Here is a 22,099-nt window from a genome sequence, read left to right on the forward strand (position 1 = left end):
CGATTCATAAGGGAAACAATATGAATATTTGGACCAAATTGGCAGCCTTTGCCTGTGTGGAGTGTGAGAGAACCTATCTGCGTCCTTTTCTGTATGATGATGCAGAAGCCTTTTTTGCCATTGCTAGCAATCCCCATAACCTCACCTTTATCTTTCCTAGTCAATCAAGCTTAGAAGAAAGCCAATTTACGCTCGCCAATTATTTTATGAAAGCTCCTTTGGGAGTTTGGGCGATTTGCGACCCTATTACGAATAAGATGATAGGAGCTATTAAATTTGAAAAGCTAGATGAGATAAAAAAAGAAGCTGAGTTAGGCTATTTTCTTAATCAAGCCTACTGGGGACAGGGATTAATGACCGAGGTTGTTAAAACCATAACGGACTTATCGATGATGGAATTCGGCTTGAAAAAGATCAGCATCATTACCCATTTAGAAAATATAGCTAGTCAAAAAGTAGCGCAAAAAGCAGGCTATCGCCTGTCAAGGCAGTTCAAAGGGAGTGATCGCTACACGCGTAAAATGCGGGATTATTTAGAGTTTTGCTACCAAAAAGGAGACGACCATGAGTAAGCACCAAGAGATTTTGGCTTATTTAGAGAGTTTGCCAATAGGCAAGCGAGTTAGTGTGCGTAGTGTGTCAAATTTCCTTGATGTGAGCGAAGGAACGGCTTATCGAGCGATTAAAGAAGCTGAAAATCGAGGTTTGGTAGAAACGAGACCTCGTAGTGGAACGGTTCGAATCAAATCTGCTAAGGTGAATATGGAGCATTTGACCTTTCAAGATATCGTTGAGATTACCGGCTCTCAGGTTTTGGCAGGTCAAGCAGGATTGCAAAAAGAGTTTAGCAAGTTTTCAATCGGTGCTATGACCGAGAAAAATCTCCTACGCTATCTGACTGCAGAAGGCTTGGTGATTGTCGGAGATAGGAGAGAAATTCAGCTGCTCGCTTTAAAGCACGAGAATGCGGTGCTCGTGACAGGTGGTTTGGAAGTAGATGAGGAAGTTCTTAGCTTGGCTGATCAATTAGCCATGCCTGTTCTTCGTAGTCACCATGACACCTATACCGTTGCGACCATTATCAATCGTGCGCTTTCCAATATTCAAATTAAAACCGATATTTTGACGGTTGAGCAGGTCTATCGTTCTGCCCATGATTATGGCTTTTTATACCAAGGAGACACGGTTCGTGATTATCTGGACTTGGTTCGGAAAAATCGCAATAGCCGTTTTCCTGTTCTCAATGATCAGCAAGTGGTGGTTGGGGTTGTCACCATGCGGGATGCAGGAGATAAATCCCCTCAAACACTGCTTTCAAAAGTCATGTCTAAAGACATTTACACGGTTAGTCTTAATACCAGTATTGCCAATGTCAGCCAGCGAATGATTGCAGAAGACTTTGAGATGGTTCCTGTCATTCGCCACAATCAAACCCTCATGGGAGTGATTACCAGACGAGATGTGATGGATAAGATGAACCGTGAGCAGGTGTCGAGCCTACCGACCTTTAGTGACCAATTAGCCCAAAAATTAAGCCAAGAAAAGGACGGCTACCAGCTGACCATTGAGCCGTCTATGTTGGAAAGTAATGGCGTCTTATCGCACGGTGTGTTGACAGAAATGCTCATGCTTGCGACTGGTCAACTACCAACATTAGGTCAGAGAAATCTAATGATTGAACAGCTGACCGTTTATTTTTTGCACGCTGTGCAGGTCGATGACACCTTATGGATTTGCCCAAAAGTGGTTCATGAGACTAGACGATCCGCCCTTATTGAATACCAAGTTTGTTTAGCAGAAACCCTTGTTGCAAAAGCAACGATTACCGTAAAAATTAACTAAGGAGAGAAGATGATTACTTTAAAATCACAACGAGAAATTGATGCTATGAAGCGAGCAGGTGATGTGCTTGCTAGCATTCATATTGGTCTTCGTGACCTGATTAAGCCAGGGCTTGATATGTGGGAAGTAGAAGAGTATGTTCGCAGACGCTGTAAGGAAGAAAATGTTTTGCCTTTACAAATTGGCGTTGATGGTCACTTGATGGACTATCCTTACGCAACTTGCTGCGGCTTGAATGATGAGGTGGCGCATGCCTTTCCACGTCATTATATCTTGAAAGAAGGAGATTTGCTCAAGGTCGATATGGTCTTGAGTGAACCGATTGACAAAGCTGTTTTGGATGTGTCGAAATTAGACTTCAACAATGTAGAGATGATGAAAAAACACACTGAATCTTATGCAGGTGGCGTAGCAGATTCTTGCTGGGCTTACGCTGTTGGTGAGGTGAGCCAAGAAGTCAAGGATCTTATGGACGTGACCAAGGAATGTCTCTACCGAGGTATTCAAGAAGCTCGTGTTGGTAACCGTATCGGAGATATTGGTGCTGCTATTCAAGAATACGCTGAAAGCAAGGGCTATGGTGTGGTTCGTGACTTGGTCGGACACGGTGTTGGACCAACCATGCATGAGGAGCCAATGGTGCCTCACTATGGTCGTGCAGGTCGAGGACTTCGCTTACGAGAAGGGATGGTCTTGACCATTGAGCCTATGATTAATACTGGCACATGGGAAATCGATACCGATGAAAAGACTGGCTGGGCACATAAAACGCTTGACGGTGGTTTGTCTTGCCAATACGAACACCAATTTGTCATCACAAAAGACGGACCAGTGATTTTGACCAGTCAAGGTGAAGAAGGAACTTATTAAAGGAGGCAAAAGTAGATAGGCGATCATTTTTGGGTCTATCTTCTTTTTGTATGAGGAGGTATGATGAAAAAGATTCGTCAATGGGTTGAGGACAATACCTTTATTCAGGCGTTTTTGACCTTTTATAGAAGCTCTGATAGCGATGTGACTAGTATTGCGGTTGCCTATTATTTTTTGATTTCCATTTTTCCGCTTCTGTTGATTGTGACTAATATCTTGCCTTATTTCCATATTCCGATGGAGGATTTTTTAGGGACTTTACAGCAGATTTTGCCAGATTCTATCTATGAGGTGGTAGCAAGTACGGTTAAAAAGGTCTTAACGCAGCCATCAAATAGTCTTTTGAGTTTCTCGGTGATTTCGGCTCTGTGGACCTTTTCTCAGTCCATGACCTTTTTACAAAAAGCCTTTAACAAGGCGTATGGAATCGTGAAAGGTCGAGGAATGGTCTGGCAACGCTTGTTGAGCGTCTTAGTCAGTATAGCTCTTCAAGTCTTATTGGTGTTATCTCTCGGATTAACACTGTTTGGGCGGATGCTATTGAATGTTGTTCATGGGATTTTTCCCTTTAATGACCAAATCTATCAAAGCCTGCAAAGTATGACCCAGCCGACCATGTATTTATTATTGTTTTTATCGCTCACCATGCTGTATTATTTTTTACCAGATGTTGCCATTCCAAAGATTCGCTATGTTTTGCCAGGAACCGTCTTTAGCATGACTATTCTCTTTGCGATTTTAAATCTATTTTCCACTTATTTGGAAAATTACATTAGTCACTTTTTAGATGTGCGTGTGGTGGGTTCTGTTTTGGTGATCGGTCTAATGGTCTGGTTTATCCTGTTGTCGAAAATCTTGATTTATGGGGCGATTTTAAATGCCAGTTACCAAAGCTGCAAGGAAGAAAACATCAAGGCTAAAGAAGTGGGCAAACACCGGCTTTTTGCAAAAGATGGAAAAGGAGAGTAAGATGGATTCCGTTGAAGAGTATTTAGCAGATTTACAGGATCACTTAGAGGGTCTTGAAACTGCGCAAGAAAGAGAAGCCTATATGATTGCTTGTATCAAAGAAATCGATGAGGTCAGAAATTTCCCGCTTTTAGCAGAAATATCTGAGTATATCGTGGCAGGCGAAAGCGTTGCAGAGCATTTTTCTCCTTCTTTAAAAATGAGCGCCCTGCATTGGTTGATCCATCAAATTGGTCGTGCCATAGAGCAGACCGAGGACCACGAAGGGGAAAAACGGATGCGCTTGTACTATCATATGTATGATTACATGTGGTATTTAAAGTGGGTGCTGCCGACTTTGCCGACCAGTCTTCCTTTGACTAGAGATGTGATTGAGCAGGCAAATCAGTTGATGCTTGAACAGTACCAAGAGCTGGATTTCAGTTTAGCCATGTATGATAAAACTCTTATGCTAGAGGCCATGGCAATGGGGGACAAGGTAGATGCAGCTAAGCATTATAGGGCTTGGCAGGAAGGTGCGTTTGAGCGAGATGCTATGAGTGACTGTGAAGCTTGTGAAGTCGCAGAGCAGGTCAATTATTTGAGCTTTGCAGGTAAGCATGAGAAAGCCCTACAAAAGGCTGAGCCTATTTTACAGGGGCAGCTCGAGTGTGCTGAGGTTCCACATACTATCTATGGCTCGGTCTTAAAAAGCCTGTATGCTCTAGGAAGACTAGATGCGGTAGAGGACTTGCTCCCAACAGCTATCCAAAGTATCGAAGAGGAGGCAAATCTCTTGTCTAATTTGACAGATATTATTGAGATTGCCCTGCGGATGGGAGATGAACTCTTGGCTCAGGAATTGATGGTAGCACACGAAGGTGAGATTTTGGCATTGGCACGCGACTTGACGACAATGAAGTATTTTATTGCGACTTCCCCATTAGGCGAAGAGTATCTTGAGCGTGCGAGAGAATGGGCAGCTTACTTTGATGAGCGCAATCAAAATCGTTATTATAGCGAGTATTTAGCTTCTTATCTAAAAGATGTCGAAGAATTTTAAAAAACCAAGTGAGTCATTTCACTTGGTTTTTTAAAATTTACGAGTCTTAAAGACAAATACTTTACTGAAAATATAGTTGAGGACGATGATGCTGACCTGGGCTATCAAGCTTTCGATAAAGTCAATCGCAGCTGGATCATCGTGGACAAATTGCCCGATGATATGCGGAAATTGCTTGATAAAAAGAAAGGTCATGCCTAAATCAAAGACAAAGGTCACGAGTCGTGCAGCACCAAATTTAACCAAGCGCATCAACCAACCTGATCTTGCCTGCTTAAAGACGAAGATGTCGTTGGTGATAAAGGCAAATAAAACAGCGGTGATATTTGCCACAGCAGTAGCAAGAAAGGAATCTTTACTAATCGTAAAGATGGTAAGGCGCGTGAGGAGGTAAACCAGTGTGCTTAGAACTCCAAAGAATAGATAGGACAAGATTTCATTGTCAAAAAAAGCTTTTATCAATTTTTTCATGTCTTTAAGTCTATCATATTTTTGAAAATTATGCTATACTAGAAAACGTTGTAAGGATAAAAGCTAGGAAATCTAGGCTTTTTTGTCTTTCACAACCCTTGGCACTTCCATCCTTTAGCCAAGCATATTACACGCGGTTTAGCCGCCAAAGGAGTTTAAATGAAGAAAAATACTGTTCGTGATATGGCACAGATTGCCATTGTTGCTGCGATTTATGTCGCTTTGACCTTAACCCCACCGTTGAATGCGATTAGCTATGGGGCTTATCAGTTTCGGATTTCTGAGATGATGAATTTTATGGCCTTTTATAAACCCAAGTATATCATTGGGGTGACTCTAGGCTGTATGATTGCTAATTTCTTTAGTTTTGGTCTGATTGATGTCTTTGTCGGAGGAGGCTCGACCTTGGTCTTTTTAGGTCTAGGTGTTTATTTCTTCCGCCAATATATGAATGAGCGCTTGTTTGGTGGAGTTTTCAATAAGGCTTTTGTCTATTTTGCAGTCTTTTTCTCCCTGTCTATGGTGACGATTGCAGCTGAGCTTACGATTGTGGCACAGGCACCATTTTGGTTGACATGGTTCACAACGGCTATCGGCGAATTTGCTTCGCTCCTTGTTGGAGGAGTTATCATGGATAAATTAGGGAAACGGATTGATTTAACCCTGTAAGTAATAGAAGTTGGGCGAGGCTCAACTTTTTTAGATAGTGGGGTGAGAAAGGTATAAGACACGACAAAGGGTTGCAGATAGAGTTGAAGTTCATCAAAGTGATTGAATGATGTCTTACTTTTTGTTCAATCCACTATCAATCATAAAAAATACTTGACTTGGAGTGCACTCCAAGTGTTATACTGGAACTATTCCAGCAAAGAAAGTGAGGAAATGTGATGAAAACAGCGATTTTTGAAAAGGCTGGTTCGATGATTATCGGTGAGGTGGATAAGCCTCAGATTCAGGAAAATGATGATGTGATTATCAAGATTGTGCGGGCTTGTGTCTGTGGATCAGACCTCTGGTCTTATTCGCACGGAGATGAGCGCGAAGCGCATTCGATGAACTCAGGGCACGAGGCACTGGGGATTGTCGAAGAAGTGGGAAGCGAGATTACCACAGTCAAGCCAGGTGATTTTGTCATTGTGCCATTTACCCATGGATGTGGGCATTGCGATGCCTGCCGTGCAGGATTTGACGGGACATGTGACAATCACCCAGCACCGACCAACTGGGGCGGTGGTTTCCAGTCTGAGTACTTGCGTTTCCACTATGGAAATTGGGCATTGATTAAGGTGCCAGGTCAGCCTTCTGACTACTCAGAAGGTATGCTCAAGTCTCTTTTGACTTTGGCAGATGTGATGCCGACAGGCTACCATGCAGCCCGTGTTGCAAATGTTCAGCGTGGTGACAAGGTCGTGGTCATTGGTGACGGTGCGGTTGGTCAATGTGCAGTCATAGCGGCTAAAATGATGGGAGCTTCTCAGATTGTCTTGATGAGCCGCCATGCTGATCGTCAGGCTATGGCTCTCGAATCTGGTGCGACAGCTGTGGTCGCAGAACGCGGTGAAGAAGGCATTGCCAAAGTTCGTGAGATTTTAGGTGGTGGGGCAGACGCAGCGCTTGAATGTGTGGGAACAGAAGCTGCAATCGAGCAAGCCTTGGGCGTTCTTCATAATGGCGGACGTGTCGGCTTTGTCGGAGTTCCGCATTACAATAGCCGTCCACTCGGATCAACCTTTGCCCAAAATATCTCTGTTGCAGGTGGCTCAGCCTCTGTGACAACCTATAACAAACAAGTCTTGCTCAAAGCTGTGCTTGATGGGGACATCAACCCAGGTCGTGTTTTTACCAAGACCTATGCACTAGAGGATGTCAACCAAGCTTATCAAGACATGGCAGATCGTAAAGAGATTAAATCGATGCTAATCGTTGCTGAAGATTAAGACGTTAAAGACCTTGTTCGTCATCGAGCAGGTCTTTTTTTGAATGGAGCAGGCGTTTTTACTCATGATTTTTGATTTTCCTAGACTCTAAATAAGTGGATTTATGGTAAAATAGGAAGTATGAAAGATAGAATCTTAGAGTTAGTTGAAACCTTAAATCGTTATGCAGAAGCGTACTACACAGCAGATAGCCCCTTGGTGTCTGATAGTGAGTATGACAAGCTGTACCATGAGTTGGTGAGTTTAGAAGAAGCCCACCCCGACTTAATCGCACCCAATAGTCCAACTCATCGGGTCGGCGGTAAGATTTTAGAGGGATTTGAAAAATACCAACACCAGTATCCGCTTTATAGTTTGCAGGATGCTTTTTCACGCGAAGATTTGGAGCAATTTGACAAGCGGATTCGCCGAGAATTTCCCCAAGTCTCTTATTTGTGTGAACTAAAAATAGATGGCTTGTCCATTTCTCTTATGTATGAAAATGGGGTCTTGGTGGCAGGAGCGACCAGAGGAGATGGCTCTGTGGGGGAAAATATCACGGAAAACCTCAAACGTGTCAAAGATATTCCTTTGACCTTGGAGCAGCCCTTGACCTTGACCGTGCGGGGGGAGTGTTATATGCCACGTACATCGTTTGAAGCGGTTAATCAAGCCAGACAGGAAAATGGCGAGCCAGAATTTGCCAATCCGAGAAATGCCGCAGCAGGAACGCTTCGTCAGCTAGATACCAGTGTGGTCGCAAAACGCAATCTTGCAACTTTTCTCTACCAAGAAGTGGAGAGCACAGGAGCAAGCACTCAGGAAGGAATTTTACAAACTCTTGTGGAGCATGGCTTTTCTGTTAATTCTCAATATGCCTTGGTTCAATCCGTCGATGAGATGTGGGCTTTTATCGAGAACATTCAAGAAGAACGAGAAAACTTGCCGTATGATATTGATGGCATTGTGATTAAGGTCAATGACTTGGCTATGCAAGAGGAGCTAGGTTATACCATTAAAGCGCCGAAATGGGCGATTGCCTATAAATTTCCAGCAGAAGAAAAGGAAGCTCAGCTCTTGTCAGTGGACTGGACTGTGGGGCGGACAGGTGTGGTGACGCCAACAGCCAATCTCACCCCAGTTCAGTTAGCAGGAACAACGGTCAGTCGGGCAACGCTCCACAATGTAGACTACATCGCAGAAAAAGACATTCGTAAAGAGGATACCCTGATTGTGTATAAGTCAGGTGATATCATTCCGAAAGTCTTGCGTGTGGTAGAAAGTAAGCGTATCTCAGAAGAGAAAATCTGGGTTCCAACTCAGTGTCCGAGCTGTGAGGGTGACTTGGTTCATTTTGAAGATGAGGTGGCGCTTCGGTGTATCAATCCTTTGTGTCCTGCACAAATGAAGGAAAAATTGATTCATTTTGCGACACGAGATGCTATGAATATCGTTGGTTTAGGACCAAATGTCATTGAAAAACTCTTTGCGAAAGATTTGATTCGTGATGTGGCAGATATTTATCGGCTGACAGTAGAGGATTTCCTAACCTTAGACAAGGTCAAGGAGAAATCAGCTGATAAGCTTTATCAAGCGATTCAAGCGTCCAAGTCCAATTCTGCTGAGCGACTTTTGTTTGGTTTAGGGATTCGTCATGTGGGAGCTAAGGCTAGTCAAGTGCTACTAGAGCATTTTCATAGTTTAGAGGCACTGATGGCGGCAGACAAGGAAGAAATCGCTGCTCTTGACAATCTCGGCATGGTGATTGCGGAAAGTTTGACGACCTATTTTGCCCAAGAAGGCACAAAGACTCTGTTTGCGGAATTAAAAGATGCAGGAGTGAATATCGAATATTTGGGTGAAAAAGTGGCTGAAAATGCGGCTTTATCAGGAATGACCATTGTTTTGACTGGAAAGCTAGAGCGTCTGACACGCTCAGAAGCTAAGAAAAAGCTGGAGAGTCTAGGGGCAAAAGTGACAGGATCGGTTTCTAAAAAGACCAGTCTTGTTGTCGCAGGGCTAGACGCTGGAAGTAAATTAACAAAAGCCAATGAACTAGGTATTGAAGTGCGTGATGAAGCCTGGTTAGAGAGCTTATAGAGGTTAGGATGGAAACAAGTAGAAAACGAGCACGGCTCATTTATAATCCGACGTCAGGTCAGGAGATTATTAAGAAAAATATAGCAGAAGTGCTGGATGTGTTAGAAGATGTGGGCTATGAAACCAGCGCTTATCAAACAACACCAGAGCCCTTGTCTGCCCAAAAAGAGGCAGAGCGAGCAGCTAGAGCAGGCTTTGATTTGATTATCGCAGCAGGGGGGGACGGCACGATTAACGAAGTGGTCAATGGAGTGGCTAGTTTGGAAAACCGACCTAAACTTGCTTTTATTCCGACTGGAACGACCAATGATTATGCGCGTGCCCTAAAAATCCCTATGGGAGATCCCGTTGCCGCAGCTCGAATCATTGAGAAAAACCAAACAATTAAGATGGATATTGGACGCGCTTATGGTGAAAAATACTTTATCAACATTGCCGCAGCAGGAACACTTACCGAGCTGACTTATAGCGTGCCAAGTGAGGTCAAATCACGTCTGGGTTATCTAGCCTATGTCGCAAAAGGTGCAGAAATGTTGCCCAAAACCAAGAGTCGTCCGGTGCGGATTGAACATGACCATGGTGTGTTTGAGGGCAATGTATCCCTAATCTTTGCCGGCTTGACCAATTCTATTGCAGGTTTTGAGCAGTTGGCACCCGATGCCAAGCTTGATGACGGGAATTTTACCCTAATTTTGGTCAAGACAGCCAAGGTCTTTGATATGTTGAGTCTCATGATTCAAGCCATGAATGGTGGTCAGCATGTCACAGATAGCAATGTCGAATACCTCAAAACGAGTAAATTAACTCTTGAGGTACTAGACCCTGATAATCCCTTTATGCTCAATCTTGATGGAGAATACGGCGGTGATACTCCAGTGACCTTGGAAGTGTTGAATAATCATTTGGAGTTCTTTGTCAATATGGATGAGATTAGCAATGACGCCTTGTCAGAAGAGGGGAGTGGCTAGATGTTTCAGTATCGTGTCTTACTCCACTATCATAGAAAGACTGGACAAGAGCTAGATCACCAAGTGTGGCAATGGATGACAGGAGAGCATGGTCAAGATGTCAGCTTTGAAGCAGCAGATGACTTTGGGGCGCGTGTACTGCTAAACTATACCAGTAACGAGCGTTTAGACTGGGCTTATGCCCTTATCAAGAGTCCTGATTGGGCGCAAAAGTCGGTGGATTACCAGATTCATCTCTTACCTGCTCACTTAGTGACCGAGGTTTGGGTGATTGAGGGGGATGATTGTCTCTATTATTCACGTCAAGCAGCTGAAACGAGTCCTTTTTATATGCATAGCAATCCTCATGCCTTTGATATGGCATTAGATAGTCAGGCTTTTGATCGCTATTGGGGGTATGATGGTTGGCTAGGTTGTGAAATAGATAATAATCAAACAACCTTTAAGGTCTGGGCACCGACAGCAAAAGCTGTTGAACTGTATCTCTATGAAACGGCGGAAAATAAAGCTCCTCTAAAGACTGTCTATTCCCTAAAACGAGGGCAGAACTATTCTTTAAACCATCAAGACAATACAATTGGTGTCTGGTCGCTAACTTTGCCAGAAGATTTGTCAGGTCATGCTTATCAGTATCAGCTAGATTTTGGACATAAAATGGAGTTGACACGAGATCCTTATAGCGTGGCGACCAGTCCAGATGGCAAGCGAACGGCTATCGTATCAAGAGCAGAATGTCAGCTAGAAAAGCAAGAAGATAGTACAGCGCCATGGCGCCTAGACAATCCTTGTCAAGCAGTCATTTATGAAATGCACATCAGAGATTTGACCAAGTCAGCTACGTCTGGTGTCAGTCCAGCTCTTCGTGGTACGTTTTTAGGGGCTTGTGAGAAAGGGACGACAAACCCTCGCGGGCAAGCAACGGCTTTTGACTATATTTGCTCTTTAGGGGTCAATGTCGTCCAGCTCCAGCCAGTATCAGACCGTCACAAGGATTATGACGAAAAGGGAAATGTCCTTTATAACTGGGGATATGACCCGCAAAATTACAATGCCCTAGAAAGCAGTTTTTCTAGTAATCCAAGTGATCCAGCCCAAGTCATTCGTGATTTTAAGACCATGGTGCAACGTTATCACGAGGCAGGGATTTCTGTGGTTTTGGATGTGGTCTATAACCATATCTATTCGACGTTTGACTCTCCTTTTCAAATGACAGTTCCAGATTATTACTACCGAATGAATCCGGATGGCTCTTTCCAAAATGGAACAGGTGTCGGTTCTGAGACGGCAAGTGAGCATGAGATGTTTCGAAAATATATGATTGATTCGCTGACCTACTGGGTGAGAGAGTTTGGCATAGATGGATTTCGTTTTGATCTCATGGGGATTCATGATGTAGCAACCATGAGGGCGATTCGTGAAGCCTTGGATGCTATTGACCCTCGGATTTTGATTTACGGTGAAGGCTGGGATATGGGCTTAGGCTTAGCAGCTGAAGACAAGGCAAAAAAAGACAATGCCTATCACTTGGCAGGTATTGGATTTTTCAATGATGATGAACGAGATGCCATCAAGGGGGCAGAAGTCTATGGTGGCTTGAAAGCAGGATTTGTCAGTGGTGAAGCTACAGAGGAAATTGTGGCTAAAAGCATTCTAGCTAGTCGAGAATTAGGAAGCTACCAAGTTCCTCAGCAAGTGCTGAACTATGTTGAAGCCCATGATAACTACAATCTCCATGATTTACTTGCTACTTTACATGGAAATGAAGATAAAGAAACACTCACCAAGCGAATTGAGCTTGCCACAGCCATGAATCTGCTGCTGCAAGGCATGTCCTTTATGGAGCTGGGGCAAGAATTTTCACGAACCAAGCTAGTTGCCACAGGACTACATGGGAAACTGACTCCTAGTGACAGAGAGCGGGCTATGAATAGCTATAATGCCCCTGATGAAGTCAACCAAGTCGATTGGGACTTGCTGAATCAGCATCAAGCAAGTATTGACTTTATCAAGCAAGTTATCGCTCTAAAGACCAAGGAGAGAGCCTTTTCTTATCAGACTTATGAGGATATTTATAACCATGTATTTGTCCACACAGCACAAGCAGGAAGTGGCTTGATTATCTTTGAAATCAAGGATGAAAAAACCTATCTCATCGTCTTTAACGCTAGTGGGGAAGATTTTATCTATGAAAATGCAGGAAATCTTAAAATCCTTATTACCAATAGTCGCAATGAAGAAGAGACAATTTTAGACAATCTAAGTGCGACTGTGTTTGAGATGAACTAAAAATTTTCTAGCTGTCAAGTTTTTTTCTTGACAGCTAGAAAAAGCTATGGTATCATAGATACTGTTGGCGAATGATTGTCGCCTCAAACATTAAAAAAGAAAAGAGATTTATCGAAAATGGCAGTAAAAATCCGTTTAACTCGTATGGGTTCTAAGAAGAAACCTTTCTACCGTATCAACGTAGCAGACTCACGTGCACCACGTGATGGACGTTTCATCGAAACAGTTGGAACTTACAACCCACTTGTTGCTGAAAACCAAGTAACATTGAAAGAAGACCGCGTTCTTGCATGGTTGGCAAACGGTGCGCAACCATCTGACACAGTTCGCAACATCCTTTCAAAAGCTGGAGTTATGAAAAAATTCCACGATTCAAAATTTTCTAAATAAGTCGTAGGTTGATAGATGGACACGATTGAAAATCTGATTATTGCAATAGTGAAACCTTTGATTTCACAACCAGAGTCTTTAACCATCAAAATTGAAGATACGCCAGAATTTTTGGAATATCATTTAGAGATGGACCCAAGTGATGTTGGGCGTGTAATCGGTCGCAAAGGTCGTACTATTTCTGCGATAAGAACGATTGTTTACTCTGTCCCAACTGAAGATAAAAAAGTGCGCATCGTTATTGATGAGCAGTAAGAAAGTCGCCTATGGGCGGCTTTTTGCTTACTTGAGAAAATCTTGAAAACATGATAAAATAAAGCATACTATACAGGTTTGGAGAGCACATGAATTATTTTAATGTTGGAAAAATCGTCAATACCCAAGGACTGCAAGGAGAGATGCGTGTCTTGTCTGTAACGGATTTTACGGAAGAACGATTTAAAAAAGGCAATCACCTAGTCTTGTTTGACAAAAAAGACCAGTTTGTCATGAATGTGGAGATTGCGAGCCATAGAAAGGCTAAAAACTTTGATATTATTAAGTTTAAGGGGATGTATCATATCAATGATATTGAAAAATACCGTGATTTTACCCTTAAGGTGGCAGAAGAAGACTTGTCAGATTTGGATGAGGGCGAATTTTACTACCATGAGATTATTGGATTAGAAGTCTATGAAGGGGATGAGTTTCTAGGGACTATCAAGGAGATTTTACAGCCAGGAGCCAATGATGTCTGGGTGGTTAAAAGAAAAGGCAAGCGTGATTTGCTCTTACCTTATATCCCCCCTGTGGTCCTTGATGTGGATGTGACAGAGGGTCGCGTCCAAGTAGAGATTCCAGAAGGGTTAGACGATGAAGATTGATATTTTGACCCTTTTTCCAGAAATGTTTGCGCCCTTGGAGCATTCGATTGTTGGGAAAGCTCGGGAAAAGGGCTTGCTAGATATTCAGTACCATAATTTTCGAGAAAATGCGGAAAAATCTCGCCATGTCGATGATGAGCCATATGGAGGTGGTCAAGGCATGTTACTGCGGGCACAGCCAATTTTTGATGCTTATGACCAGATTGAAAAGACAAATCCTCGTGTGATTTTGCTGGACCCTGCAGGCAAGCGCTTTGACCAAGCCTATGCTGAGGATTTGGCGAAAGAAGAGCATCTGATTTTCATCTGTGGTCATTATGAGGGCTATGACGAGCGGATTAAGACCTTGGTGACTGATGAGATCTCACTAGGTGATTATGTGCTGACAGGTGGTGAGCTTGCTGCTATGACCATGGTTGATGCGACTGTGCGTTTGATTCCAGAGGTGATTGGCAAAGAAGCCAGTCACACTGATGATAGCTTTTCATCCGGTTTATTGGAATACCCTCAATACACGCGCCCTTATGATTTTCGTGGCATGGTCGTACCAGATGTCCTCATGAGCGGTCATCATGAGAATATCCGCAAATGGCGTCTCTATGAAAGTCTCAAAAAAACCTATGAACGCAGACCAGACCTGCTTGCGACTTATGAGCTGTCTGATGAAGAGGCAAAAATGCTAGAAGAAATTAAACAACAGACGACGAAGTGAGAAAATGTTTTTCTCACTTTTTTCTATTTTTTCAAAAATTCCTTGACAGAAGAGTGAGAGAGTGTTATATTATTAACTAGTTAAGAAACTGGTTAAACAATTCTTTTTATTTTTGGATAGATTGTTAACTAGTTTATAATCGGTAAAGGAGTTTGTATGAAAAAGAAACAAATGGTCATGACTTTTTTAGTTTGTCTGTCAGCCTTTCTGTTGATTGGTTGTCAGAAAGCGTCTAGTCAGAAAGAGCAGGGGATGAAGATTGTCACTAGTTTTTACCCTATTTATTCCATGGTTAGGGAAATTGCTGGAGAAGTCAATGATGTGCGGATGATCCAATCCAGCAGTGGTATTCACTCTTTTGAACCTTCTGCGAATGATGTGGCAGCTATCTATGATGCGGATGTCTTTGTCTATCATTCGAGAACCCTAGAATCATGGGCAGGGGCTCTGGATCCAAATTTGCAGAAATCCAAGGTCAAGGTTATTGAAGCCTCGCAAGGGATGAGTTTGGATAAGGTAGCAGGTTTGGAAGATATGGAGGCAGGTGAAGGTGTGGATGAAAAGACCTTGTACGATCCTCATACTTGGCTTGATCCTGAAAAAGTAGCAGAAGAGGCGCAAATCATTGCGCGAGAATTGTCAAAAGTTGATCCAGACCACAAGGAACTGTATCAAAAAAAGGCAGATAAGCTCAGTCAGGATGCGCAAGGCTTGACCAGGAAATATCAGCCCTTGTTTGAAAACGTCTCTCAAAAGACCTTTGTCACACAACACACTGCCTTTTCCTACCTAGCCAAACGCTTTGGTTTGGAACAATTAGGGATTGCTGGGATTTCACCTGAACAGGAACCAAGTCCGCGGCAGTTGGCAGAGATTGAGGAGTTTGTCAAACGCTACAAGGTGAAAACGATTTTTGTCGAAAGTAACGCTTCGTCAAAAGTAGCTGAAACTTTGGTCAAATCAACAGGTGTTGATCTAAAAACCTTAAATCCCCTAGAAGCAGCTCCAGACAATGACAAATCCTACTTGGAAAACTTAGAAGAAAATTTAGCTATATTAGAAAAGGAATTGAGTAAATGAAAAAGAAACAGTATATCATCGGTAGTGTAGCAGTTCTTGCTTTGAGCCTGTGTAGCTATGAGCTGGGACGGCATCAAGCAAGTGAGACGAAAGACAGCAATCATATCGCCTATGTTGATCAGAAAGATAGCACAGAAAAAGGTGTCAAAAAAGCTGAAAATCTTACCCCTGAGCAAATCAATGCCAAGGAAAATATCAAGGCAGAGCAGATTGTTATCAAAATTACAGATCAAGGGTATGTGACTTCACATGGCGACCACTACCATTACTATAATGGGAAAGTTCCTTTTGATGCCATTATTAGCGAAGAGTTGATTATGAAAGATCCCTCCTATCAGTTGCAGGAGTCTGATATTGTCAATGAAGTCAAAGATGGGTACATTATAAAAGTAAATGGACAATACTATCTTTATCTGAAACATCCTGGTCAGACCACCAATGTTAGAACCAAGGAAGAAATCACCCGTCAGAGGGAAGAGCATATAGAGAGTAAGGCAGCTAGTGGTGGGGGAAGTCATCAAGCAGCGTCTCCTGCGCTCAAGGCTGCCAAAGCTCAGGGACGTTATACGACAGATGATGGCTATGTCTTTAATCCGACAGATGTCATTGAAGATACAGGTGATGCCTTTATTGTGCCCCATGGCAATCACTTCCATTACATTCCTAAGAGTGATTTGTCAGCGAGTGAGCTTCAAGCAGCGCAGAATTATTGGAATAGCAAAAAAGGTGGTGGCAGTGCGCCTTCCTATGCTCAATCAAATACTGCTACACAAGGTTCATCAACCTATATTCCTGAAAGTAGACAAGATGTATCACTCGGCACAACCATCCAGCCAGAGACAATTGGGCATAGACCAAGTTTGGGAGTGGCAACGACACCGAATGTCATTCCTCATGCCAGTCAAGAACGAAGTCTGTTCCAGCTCTTGCAAGAATTATACCGTACACCGCTCAGTGAGCGACATGTTGAGTCTGATGGTTTAGTATTTGACCCTGCACAAATTATTAGCCGAACCGACAAAGGGGTAGCTGTTCCGCATGGTGATCATTTCCATTTTATTCCCTATGTTCAGATGTCACCCCTTGAAGCAAAAATTGCGCGGATGATTGAGATTGGAAAAGCTGTTAAGCCAGATATGGAGAAACCAAAACCAGCTTTGCCAACCACACCAAGCGATAAGCCAACTCTTCCATCTGGACCAGCTACTCAACCAGAGGTAAAACCAGAGGTTGAAAAACCAAGTTTAGAACATCAGTCATCAGAGCCAACACAGCCTCAAGCAGAGAAGCGCCAGAAGAAAACCATGTATTCTGCAGAAAAACTAGCAGCTGCACGAGCGCAAGGGCGCTACACATCGGCTGAAGATGGGTATATCTTCAAGGCTGAGGATATTATCAGTGATGAGGGCGATACCTATCTCCTTTTCCGAGACAATTACACGCATTGGGTGTATAAGGGAGATCTTTCTAAGGTTGAGCAGGAAGAAGCAAGAGCTTTTTGTGAAAAAAAGGGCTTTAAAGCTCCGGCAGCAGATGATATTTCCTATTTTGATGCTAGCAAAGAAAGTGCAGAAGAGGTCTTTGAGCGGGTGACAGCGAAAAAAATCGTTCCATTTGAGCGCATTCCTTACAATCTAGGCTACGCTTCTAAGGTTCTCAATGGCAAGGTTATCATACCTCACCATGATCATTACCACAATATTGCGATTGCTTGGTTTAATGATCCTGAAGGATTTAAGGCACCAAGTGGTTATAGTTTGGCAGATTTGTTTGCAACGGTGAAATATTATCTTAGTCATCCAACCGAGCGTCCGTATTCCCAATACGGCTGGGGAGCTTTGGAAGAAAAAGATACAGAAGCGCCAAAAGAGAGTCAGCCAAGTGCACCAATTTCCCATCCAGAGCGCGAAGGCAAGCCAAATTCACAAATTGCTTATACGCCTGAGGAGATTGCAGCAGCTAAGGAGCAAGGTCGTTATACCACTTCAGATGGTTATATCTTTGATGCCAAGGATATTGTAGAAGATCTTGGAGATGGCTATCTTGTACCGCATATGAGCCATAGTCACTATATTCCAAAGGCAGATTTGTCTGAAAAAGAGCAAGAGGAAGCCCGTCGCTATGTGGCAGATGCAGGGCTAGCGAACAAGAAAGAAGAGGTAACTCCGCAAACAACAGGTGAAAAAGCCATTGATATCTACAATCGCGTGACGCCTGCGAAGTTGATACCAGTCGAAGCAATGCCGTATCATGCAGCCTATGTGGTTGATTTCAGAGATGGACAGATGATTATTCCACATCATGATCATTACCATAATATTCCTCTTGCTTGGTTTGACAAGGGAGATTTCGAGGCACCAGCAGGCTATACCTTGGAGCAATTCTTGGCAACGGTTAAATACTATGTCACACATCCAGAAGACCGTCCGACATCTGACGATGGATTTGGGATTTCAAGTGACCATGGCAAGGTGACAGAAGAAGAGAAACAATCCATACTAGAAAGCAAAGAAGAAGCTGAAACGACGGAAGAAGAAGTGGAGGAACTAGACGAAGAAGAACTCGCTCGGATCAAGCTAGCCAAAGAATTCGGAATGGAATTGAAGGATTTTGAGAAAAAATTAGTGACTCTAGCTTTTAAATATAAGATGAGTCTAGAAAACTTCAGCTACCATCCAGAAAATGGCACAGTTTCACTGACAGATAGTTCAGGTACAGTACGCGTGATTTCACTTTCAACCTTAGAAGAAGTGAATCACTAAGCCAAAAAGACGACAGAGAAAATTCTGTCGTCTTTTACGTTACTCTTTCTCTTGTTTAGGATGCCAAATCCACTGTATCCCATGCTTTTGCAGGAGTTCAAAGCTGGCGTCTGGTCCCATACTACCAGCTTGGTAGAAGTGAAGAGGAGCTTGGTCATTTGCCCAAGTCTCTTCGATTTGGTCAATCAATTCCCAGCTGGAACGGACTTCTTCCCAATGGCTGAAATTGGTAGAGTCATTGTTTAAAACATCGTAAATCAATTTTTCATAAGGATCAGGAGAGGCACCAGATGCAGTAGCATCAGTGTGGTAGTCCAGAGAATTTGCTGCTAGTTGGAAAGCTTCACCGACCTCTTTGCCGTTGATACTGAGGGAGAATCCTTCTGTTGGTTGGATGAAAATGGTCAAGACGTTTGGAGCAAGTGGTTGTCCAAAGATGGAGTCCATTTGTTTAAAGGTCACATTGACCAACGTTCCTTTTTCGCTCAAGCGTTTTCCAGTGCGGAAAAAGAAAGGAACATCTTTGAAACGTGGGCTATCAACGAAGAAAGTACCTGCTGCAAAGGTTTCTGTCGTAGAATCAGGAGCGACGTTTGGCTCGCTGCGGTAGGAGATATATTTCTTGCCATTTACAGTTCCAGACTTGTACTGACCGCGGATAAAGAGCTCTTTGAGTTCCTCTGTACTTGGTTTACGAAGTTGCTGGAAGACCTTGATTTTTTCCTTGCGAATATCGTCTTTGCTAAAGGTAGCAGGCTTATCCATAGCAAGAAGAGAAAGTAGTTGCAAGGTATGGTTTTGTACCATGTCACGCAACGCACCACCAGATGTGTCGTAGTAGCCCCCACGCTCTTCAACTCCTAATTTTTCAGCGAAGGTAATTTGTACATTGTCAATATAGTCGCGATTCCAGATGTTTTCAAACAGAAGATTGGCAAAGCGAAGAGCAAAGATACTTTGAATCATTTCTTTTCCAAGATAGTGGTCAATGCGGAAAATCTGCTCTTCATGAAAGGCAGCAAGAAGCTCCTCATTGAGCTTGCTAGCCGTTGCTAAGTCAGTCCCGAAAGGTTTTTCGACAATCAAACGCTCAAAACCTTTGCCATCTACGATATGTTCTGATTTGAGGTGTTTGGCAATGGTGCCGAAAAACTGAGGTGCCATAGAGAGGAAGAACAGCTTGTTATGCTCAGCTTGATAGGTTTCGTTGAGCTCTTCTTGGAGTTTTTTCAGTTTGATGTAGTGATCCGTGTCTGCCACATCATGGCTTTGATAGTAGAAGTGGCTGGCAAATTCTTGAGCCTCTTTGGGGCTATCTGCCAAGTCAGAGATGGATTCTACCACCACGGATTCAAAATATTCTTTACTCCAAGGGCGGCGAGCTGTACCAATCACCGCAAAATGCTTAGAGAGATTGCCAGATCTATAAAGGCGAAAGAGCGAGGGATAGAGCTTGCGTTGTGCCAAATCACCACTCGCACCGAAAATTGTTACGATAACTTTTGCTGACATGTCGGATACCTTTTTCTAATATTTGTTCTATTTTATCATAGATTATCGAAAATTTCTGCCTTTTTATCCGATGAAATAGAAAAACGATGGAATTGTTTGAACATTCCAATCGTCTTTTTTATTAAAACACACGATAGACATAGGGATTGTCAGGTTTATGAACCCTCTCAAAGCTTGTGATTGCAAGGCTTGGCAAACTTTGCCCTAATTGCTTGTGATAATGTAACTCGATTTTCCCCTTGGCATGAATCCATGTATTGTCAGGGAAATGCTCCTTATTTCCAGTGGTGAGAAGTCCATAGACTCCAGAATCGGCAATACAGTGGATGATTCCAAAGCGAAAGAGGAATTGTTTTTCGCTCTCACTCGGGTCATTATAGACAAATCCAGTGAATTCTAGGTCTTTGCCGACAAATTCCTCAGGATAGTCATAGATGACTTCCATGACTTCCATGTAATTTTCTGTTGTCACAGTTATGAGGTCTTTGTTGATATATTTTTTAGCAGCCGCCTTCATTTCTTTTTCGTAGGCACCTTTTGTAAAGTAGGAGCTGGTATCAGGTTTCAGGTATTGATTGGTTGTTCCCTCTTCGTCTTGGACGGTTTTGGAAGTGCCTTCTGCTAAGGGGAAATGAAAGCCTTTGGAAGAGACCGTTGTCGAATCGAGACTAACCGTCGGAAAGAATAGTCCGATAAAGAGAGGCAGGATCAGTAAGAAGATACTTGCGAATTTAGCGGATTTGCTTGTTAAATGGCTGTGAACCTGCATTTGCTTCATCCAGACAATCAGTTGTACCACAGCAAGGACAAAGGATAGTATCATCGAAATATAAGCTAAGTAGGAATAGTGCATGTTGATGTACTGGTTGAGCTTACCAGATAATTGCAAATACATGCTGAGTTCAAAATAGCCGGCTAAGATTAAAAATCGAATCATAGCATCACCCCCACTAAAAAGGCATAGAGGAGCACTGTTACACTGGTAATGCTCATAAATTGCCAAATGAAACGGTTGGTGAGATTGGATTTCATCATGAGAATATTTTTAATATCAAGCATTGGTCCAATAACGAGAAAGGCTAAAACAGGCGCTAAACCGAAACTCGAAAGAAGAGAGCTGCCGATAAAGGCGTCCGCCTCGCTACATAGAGATAGTAAAAATGCAAGGAGCATGAGTAGTACAATCGCAAAGAGGGGTGTTGCGCTGATAGAGGTCAAGATCCGTGTGGGTACATAGACCTGTACGATACTGGCAAACAAGCAACCAAAGACCAAATACCTGCCTGTATCAAAAAATTCATCAACGGCTTGAACAAAGACTTGAAAGAGCTTTTGAAAAGAGCTGAGTTGGGAAAAATCATGCTGATGAATAGGTTTTCTGCCATTTTTTTGAATGGACTGCGTGTCTAAAAAGCCATAGAAAATCCCCAATATCGTTGCTACAAGAATAGACCCTAAGGCTCGTAGAATCGCCATTCTAGGAGAATTTCCAAAGGCAGAAAAGGTCGCAAAGAGCACGATAGGGTTAATCACAGGAGCAGTCACTAGAAAAGGAACGGCTGTGTAGCTGGGTACTTTCTTATCCAAAAAGCGCGTGATGATTGGCACAATACCGCATTCGCAAGAAGGAAAGATAAAGCCAATGAAGGTTCCAAAGAAAATGCGTCCCCATTTATTTTTAGGGAGGCTCCGATAAACTCGATCAGGTGTCACATAGACTTCGATAAATCCTGAAATGATACTCCCAATCAGCACAAAAGGCAGAGCCTCAATCATAATAGATAAAAAAATCGCCCCTGCCTGCAAGATACTTTCGGGGAGATGTGAAAAGACACTCATGCCTTTTCATCTCCCTTACTTTTTTTCTCTGCTTGTTCCTTGTCATCTGGAAAGCTAACCTTGTCCAGATCAGGCAGCTTTGCAAACTCCTCAAACATCTTATCTAAATCATCTGTTTTGGTAAATTTAATAGCCATAAAAGCCTCCTTTTTATTTTCTATTATACTATCATTTTGGAAAATATGGGGAAATAAAGTGAAGTATGATATACTGGAGTCAAGAATTTATGGTGTGAAAGGGGAATAAGAGATGGTTGTAGTCATGCTAGTAGGATTTTTTGCGATAGGAACTTTTTTAGGTTCTATGATAGGCTTGCATGTGCTTTTTGTTTCTTTTAGTAGTTCCCTAAGAAAATTAAAGCCGAGATTGGACTGTTATCGACCGTGGGTCGTGCTGTTTTTAGGGTTGTCTGCTTTCTTGGCTTTTGCTGAGTTGTTTCTTATCACGACTAAATTGTTTCCAGTGTTATTGATAGGC

The 22,099-nt window shown here is 42.8% G+C and carries 21 protein-coding genes and 1 riboswitch; of the genes, 16 read left to right on the forward strand and 5 right to left on the reverse strand.

The genetic code is table 11. The features are described from left to right. Positions 1–20 precede the first annotated feature (20 nt). The 5 genes from AB1I63_01945 (at position 21) to AB1I63_01965 (ending at position 4,723) form a co-directional block, all read left to right on the forward strand. On the forward strand, positions 21–572 hold the full coding sequence (locus tag AB1I63_01945) for a GNAT family N-acetyltransferase (protein ID MEW4353650.1): 552 nt from the start codon (positions 21–23) through the stop codon (positions 570–572). Then, on the forward strand, positions 565–1,842 hold the full coding sequence (gene spxR, locus AB1I63_01950; protein ID MEW4353651.1) for a CBS-HotDog domain-containing transcription factor SpxR: 1,278 nt from the start codon (positions 565–567) through the stop codon (positions 1,840–1,842). The genes AB1I63_01945 and spxR overlap by 8 nt, the downstream gene beginning before the upstream one ends. Positions 1,843–1,851: 9 nt before the next feature. Further along, positions 1,852–2,712, forward strand: a complete 861-nt coding sequence (locus AB1I63_01955) for a methionyl aminopeptidase (GenBank protein ID MEW4353652.1) — start codon at positions 1,852–1,854, stop codon at positions 2,710–2,712. 63 nt (positions 2,713–2,775) lie between these two features. Continuing rightward, positions 2,776–3,681 (forward strand): YihY/virulence factor BrkB family protein, encoded by a 906-nt coding sequence (locus tag AB1I63_01960; GenBank protein MEW4353653.1) that lies wholly within the window; start codon positions 2,776–2,778, stop codon positions 3,679–3,681. A 1-nt stretch (position 3,682) separates the two neighbouring features. Then, a complete protein-coding gene (locus AB1I63_01965) occupies positions 3,683–4,723 on the forward strand; it encodes a hypothetical protein (protein MEW4353654.1) in 1,041 nt (346 codons plus the stop codon). Between the two features lie 30 nt (positions 4,724–4,753). Here AB1I63_01965 and AB1I63_01970 read toward each other — a convergent pair whose 3' ends face one another. Further along, positions 4,754–5,194 carry a GtrA family protein gene (locus AB1I63_01970; protein MEW4353655.1) on the reverse strand — a complete coding sequence of 147 codons (441 nt, stop codon included), beginning with the start codon at positions 5,192–5,194 and terminating at the stop codon, positions 4,754–4,756. A 29-nt stretch (positions 5,195–5,223) separates the two neighbouring features. Continuing rightward, a riboswitch (PreQ1 riboswitch) is annotated at positions 5,224–5,356 on the forward strand. Here AB1I63_01970 and AB1I63_01975 point away from each other — a divergent pair. From AB1I63_01975 to AB1I63_02025, 11 genes are all read left to right on the forward strand, one after another. After that, the gene (locus AB1I63_01975) at positions 5,354–5,863 is read left to right on the forward strand and encodes a QueT transporter family protein (GenBank protein MEW4353656.1); all 510 of its coding nucleotides are present in this window, start codon (positions 5,354–5,356) and stop codon (positions 5,861–5,863) included. (Overlaps the previous riboswitch by 3 nt.) Before the next feature lie 218 nt (positions 5,864–6,081). Next, entirely contained in the window at positions 6,082–7,131 is a 1,050-nt protein-coding gene (locus AB1I63_01980; GenBank protein MEW4353657.1) for an alcohol dehydrogenase catalytic domain-containing protein, read from the forward strand. 120 nt (positions 7,132–7,251) lie between these two features. Next, positions 7,252–9,210, forward strand: a complete 1,959-nt coding sequence (ligA, locus tag AB1I63_01985; protein ID MEW4353658.1) for an NAD-dependent DNA ligase LigA — start codon at positions 7,252–7,254, stop codon at positions 9,208–9,210. 8 nt (positions 9,211–9,218) lie between these two features. Then, positions 9,219–10,178: a diacylglycerol kinase family lipid kinase gene (locus tag AB1I63_01990; GenBank protein ID MEW4353659.1), complete on the forward strand. Its 960-nt coding sequence runs from the start codon at positions 9,219–9,221 to the stop codon at positions 10,176–10,178. Then, positions 10,179–12,464 (forward strand): type I pullulanase, encoded by a 2,286-nt coding sequence (pulA, locus tag AB1I63_01995; GenBank protein ID MEW4353660.1) that lies wholly within the window; start codon positions 10,179–10,181, stop codon positions 12,462–12,464. A gap of 117 nt (positions 12,465–12,581) precedes the next feature. After that, complete coding sequence (gene rpsP / locus AB1I63_02000; protein ID MEW4353661.1) at positions 12,582–12,854, forward strand: 30S ribosomal protein S16; 273 nt, start codon at positions 12,582–12,584, stop codon at positions 12,852–12,854. Positions 12,855–12,869: 15 nt separating this feature from the next. Next, positions 12,870–13,109, forward strand: a complete 240-nt coding sequence (locus AB1I63_02005) for a KH domain-containing protein (protein MEW4353662.1) — start codon at positions 12,870–12,872, stop codon at positions 13,107–13,109. An 89-nt stretch (positions 13,110–13,198) separates the two neighbouring features. After that, positions 13,199–13,717: a ribosome maturation factor RimM gene (rimM, locus tag AB1I63_02010; protein MEW4353663.1), complete on the forward strand. Its 519-nt coding sequence runs from the start codon at positions 13,199–13,201 to the stop codon at positions 13,715–13,717. Continuing rightward, the gene (gene trmD, locus AB1I63_02015; protein MEW4353664.1) at positions 13,707–14,429 is read left to right on the forward strand and encodes a tRNA (guanosine(37)-N1)-methyltransferase TrmD; all 723 of its coding nucleotides are present in this window, start codon (positions 13,707–13,709) and stop codon (positions 14,427–14,429) included. Before rimM ends, trmD begins: the two co-directional genes overlap by 11 nt. A gap of 156 nt (positions 14,430–14,585) precedes the next feature. Then, positions 14,586–15,509 (forward strand): zinc ABC transporter substrate-binding protein, encoded by a 924-nt coding sequence (locus tag AB1I63_02020; protein ID MEW4353665.1) that lies wholly within the window; start codon positions 14,586–14,588, stop codon positions 15,507–15,509. Beyond that, a complete protein-coding gene (locus tag AB1I63_02025; protein MEW4353666.1) occupies positions 15,506–18,271 on the forward strand; it encodes a pneumococcal-type histidine triad protein in 2,766 nt (921 codons plus the stop codon). The genes AB1I63_02020 and AB1I63_02025 overlap by 4 nt, the downstream gene beginning before the upstream one ends. A gap of 39 nt (positions 18,272–18,310) precedes the next feature. Here the strand turns inward: AB1I63_02025 and zwf are convergent, their stop codons facing one another. From zwf to AB1I63_02045, 4 genes are all read right to left on the reverse strand, one after another. Then, positions 18,311–19,783: a glucose-6-phosphate dehydrogenase gene (gene zwf / locus AB1I63_02030; GenBank protein ID MEW4353667.1), complete on the reverse strand. Its 1,473-nt coding sequence runs from the start codon at positions 19,781–19,783 to the stop codon at positions 18,311–18,313. Positions 19,784–19,904: 121 nt separating this feature from the next. Continuing rightward, positions 19,905–20,720 (reverse strand): TIGR03943 family protein, encoded by an 816-nt coding sequence (locus AB1I63_02035; protein MEW4353668.1) that lies wholly within the window; start codon positions 20,718–20,720, stop codon positions 19,905–19,907. Next, positions 20,717–21,622 (reverse strand): permease, encoded by a 906-nt coding sequence (locus tag AB1I63_02040; protein MEW4353669.1) that lies wholly within the window; start codon positions 21,620–21,622, stop codon positions 20,717–20,719. The genes AB1I63_02035 and AB1I63_02040 overlap by 4 nt, the downstream gene beginning before the upstream one ends. Beyond that, the gene (locus AB1I63_02045; GenBank protein MEW4353670.1) at positions 21,619–21,759 is read right to left on the reverse strand and encodes an SPJ_0845 family protein; all 141 of its coding nucleotides are present in this window, start codon (positions 21,757–21,759) and stop codon (positions 21,619–21,621) included. The genes AB1I63_02040 and AB1I63_02045 overlap by 4 nt, the downstream gene beginning before the upstream one ends. Between the last annotated feature and the right edge of the window lie 340 nt (positions 21,760–22,099).

It is taken from the genome of Streptococcus pneumoniae (assembly GCA_040719455.1).
Taxonomy (GTDB): Bacteria; Bacillota; Bacilli; order Lactobacillales; family Streptococcaceae; genus Streptococcus; species Streptococcus pneumoniae_G.